Consider the following 3143-nt stretch of genomic DNA (forward strand, 5'->3'; position numbering starts at 1 on the left):
GCCGCCTCAGTCTTGCCCATAATGACCTGCTGGTGTCGAGCAGCGCCGGGTTCGAGAAATCAGCGCGCAACGACACCAGCACGCGGTTCGAAGCGGGCAAGCAGGCTGGTCCCGACACGATCGAGCATTTCATGGGAGGAGGTGCCGAAGGGCGCGCCGCCATGGCGAACTGGCTCAAGGGCGGGTTCGAGATGGATCGCAAAGGCGATTGGCGGCTGAAACCACAGATCGCTGACACGCTCCAACGCGACGTGCAGGCGATAATGGCCCAGACAGGCTGGGAGCGCTCGATCGGAAGGGCCGCTCAAGATCAGAATGTTTTTAATATTACTACCCAAGGCGAAATCGCAGGTACGACCATCAGCACAGGCGGCGGAACTCGCAAAGGTAGATCGGGGAGTGGCAGCGGCCGAGTTGGAGGTTCTCTTGCCGTTTCAAGTCAGGAAAGCGGGACCACGAACGAAGCCGCCAGCAGTCAGCTCAGCATCGTAAATTACGATGTCCGGCAAGCTATCGCTAACGCCGAGCAAGCAGCTTCGAAGGCCGGCCAACCCGCAGATGCGTTCACAAATCGCCTTACCTCAGAGATCCTTGGACCCCATGGCCTGAGAAATCGCTATCTTGGAGATGCTGACAGCGCGCGTGGAACCACTGACCTGAACGCCCCCGTCACTTCATTCGAGCAGTCTTCGCTCCTCTACAGTGGCCGCTTCTCGACCGATTTAGCTAACGGTCCAACAGACGGGGACGGGTCGTTCAAGAAGCGCGATTGATGTAGCCGGGGTTATGGGGGTTCAAAGAGCTGCCGATCCACAGAGCGCCGGACGAAGAATCCAGCGGATCAATCTCTTTCGGCAAGCCTGATGGCCCATACTTCCTGCTCTCCCAGAATGCGTCCTCATCAAATTCACCGTCCTCCTGAGCTGGCAACGACGCCAACCTCTGTCGAAGGAAACCGAACGAGAGAACGAGCGTCACCATCGGCGGGAAGAACAAGATGTTCAGAAATCCACCGGCAGCCGAATGATAAACTTCAGCCAGAGCATCAATCTTGACGGATGCGAGCATCCCCAGCCAATAGGCTGGCACCCCGCTCCACCATAGCTTCGCATACCACGGCCGCCACAGCCAATCCCGTAGCCGAGTGGGCGCTTGTCGTTGACGTTGAGAATTTTCCATCATGCTCAAACTCATCACCGCTCATGATTTAAAATCTATCACCTCTTCCAGCTCATCGATAGGGGCAATGCGTTGCTGCTCGCCATCAGGCTGACCCAATTTCAGAACAGAAGACCCAGGCTCCATATCAACCTTTTCACTCTCTCCTCTTTGGAACGCGCCTACTCGAAATCCTCAAATCTTTGTTTCACGGGATTACTGGACAAACAGCAGTATATATTTTCCGTGGGACATATTGATCCATTTTTGCACTCTCGTCATACTGTTCCCGCGGGCAGATCAACATTTGGAGTTGGTTTGCAAATGGACGAGAATAACGAGCAGTTTCTGCGGCTGAGAGCCGTGATCGCGAAGACGGGCAAGCCCAAGGCTTCCATCTATCGCGACATCCACCTTGGAACATTCCCGGCGCCGGAAAAGATCGGCGCCAGAGCGGTGGCCTGGCGCCTTTCGAGGATCTTACGCTGGATGCAGGCACCAAGCGCCTACCAAGAGGACTGAAACCACTCCAGCGCCCCGATATTGGGCTTTGCCGGCGTCGCCTTCTCAATGGCGATCGCCGCTGAAGCCTGTTCGGCCTTGTCGAGATAGTCGGCCCACCATTCGAGCATCTGCCGACGGTGGGACAGATAGCGCGCGGCGTTGTAGACGGCACGAACACCGCCGGGTACATGTGCCAGCTGCAGCTCGATCCAATCCGCCTTGAACAGGCCGGTTTCATTCAGCACGGTACTGGCGATCGAACGGAACCCAGGCACCGTCGCCTTGTCGCCAACCCCTAGCCGTTGAAGCAAGACCAGCATGCGGTTCGAACTGATCGTGTCCCCCTGGTTGCCGATTACCGGGAACAAATATTGTCCGAACCGCTCATTGCTAAATTTGCCATAAACGTTGAGCTTCTTGATTTCCCGAAGCAGGGCGACCGCCTGCGGTGGCAGCGGCACGAGATGCTCGACTCTCATTTTCATACGGGCGGCCGGTATTCGCCAGAGTGGCTCAGGGCCGCCCAAGCCCTCAAGCTCATTCCACTGTGCGTGGCGGGTTTCGGTCGTCCGGACCATGGTGAGTATCGTCCAGCGCAGAGCGAGATGGCTGAGCCGGGATCCCGTGTCCGCGTTGAGGGCCGCATAGAAGCGCGGCAATTCCTTGATCGGTATCTTGGATCGATGCGTAACCGTCGCGCGCTTGCGCATGACCGTGCCGAGATCGCGACAGGGATCCGTAAGAACCCGACCGTCTGGAATGCCGAACCGAAAGATTTCGCTGCAATAGGCCCGCACCCGATGCGCCATCTCGAAAGCGCCGCGATCCTCAATAGTTTTCAGCGCCTCGAGCATGTCGCGCGGAAGAATCGATCGCGCTGACAGTTTGCCGATGGTGGGAAAGATGTCGGCCTCGAGCCGCCGCTCAATCACACCCGCGTAACGATCAGACCATCCTGGTCGCTTGGCAAGCATCCATTCCTGGGCCAGTTGGCGGAACGTCGTCCGCTCGGCTTGATCCTCATATTTTAGCTGTCGCTTGATGTTGGCCGGATCTTTCCCGGCGGAGAGAGCCGCTTTCATCTCCTCACGCCAGACCCTGGCGCGGTCGATACTCATCAACGGATAGTCGCCTCCCGTGATGCTCTTCTGCTTATGATGGAATCGGTAAGAGAGCCGCCACTCGCGTCGGCCGTTGGGCAGGACGCAGATATTGAGACCACCACCATCGGCTCTTTTGATCGGGCGGGCGGCAGGCAAAATGGATTGGATGATAGTATCGGTCAGCACGGATCAGTCTCCTGGACGCCGTGCGCGAGACTTGAATCCTAACTTTGCACCAACAAATTTACCAACAAATCTCATGGTAACCACCTGGGCGGTTATGATCCTGTGTGAGATCATGTTATATGAGATAACAGCCTGAAAACAGACTATTTTTTGATGTCTATTTGAGACTTTGTTGGTCTTTTTGGACCCTGA

General features: G+C 56.6%; 3 protein-coding genes and 1 pseudogene. 2 read left to right on the forward strand and 2 right to left on the reverse strand.

The window, feature by feature from the left end; translation table 11 throughout:
* Positions 1-773: pseudogene (locus tag SX1_RS23405) on the forward strand (conjugal transfer protein TraG N-terminal domain-containing protein); the annotation flags it as partial.
* On the opposite strand, the gene SX1_RS21995 reads toward SX1_RS23405, so the two are convergent.
* A complete protein-coding gene (locus tag SX1_RS21995; protein WP_017181510.1) occupies positions 757-1194 on the reverse strand; it encodes a hypothetical protein in 438 nt (145 codons plus the stop codon). The pseudogene SX1_RS23405 and the gene SX1_RS21995 sit on opposite strands and share 17 nt — an antisense overlap.
* A 57-nt stretch (positions 1195-1251) precedes the next feature.
* Between SX1_RS21995 and SX1_RS24995 the strand changes: the two genes are divergently transcribed.
* Positions 1252-1680, forward strand: a complete 429-nt coding sequence (locus SX1_RS24995; RefSeq protein ID WP_241763574.1) for a helix-turn-helix transcriptional regulator — start codon at positions 1252-1254, stop codon at positions 1678-1680.
* Here the strand turns inward: SX1_RS24995 and SX1_RS22005 are convergent.
* Positions 1665-2951: a tyrosine-type recombinase/integrase gene (locus SX1_RS22005; RefSeq protein WP_019054833.1), complete on the reverse strand. Its 1287-nt coding sequence runs from the start codon at positions 2949-2951 to the stop codon at positions 1665-1667. The two genes, SX1_RS24995 and SX1_RS22005, sit on opposite strands and share 16 nt — an antisense overlap.
* Positions 2952-3143 lie beyond the last annotated feature (192 nt).

Origin of the sequence: Sphingobium xenophagum NBRC 107872, from assembly GCF_000367345.1 — a bacterium.
In the GTDB taxonomy this organism is placed as follows: domain Bacteria; phylum Pseudomonadota; class Alphaproteobacteria; order Sphingomonadales; family Sphingomonadaceae; genus Sphingobium; species Sphingobium xenophagum.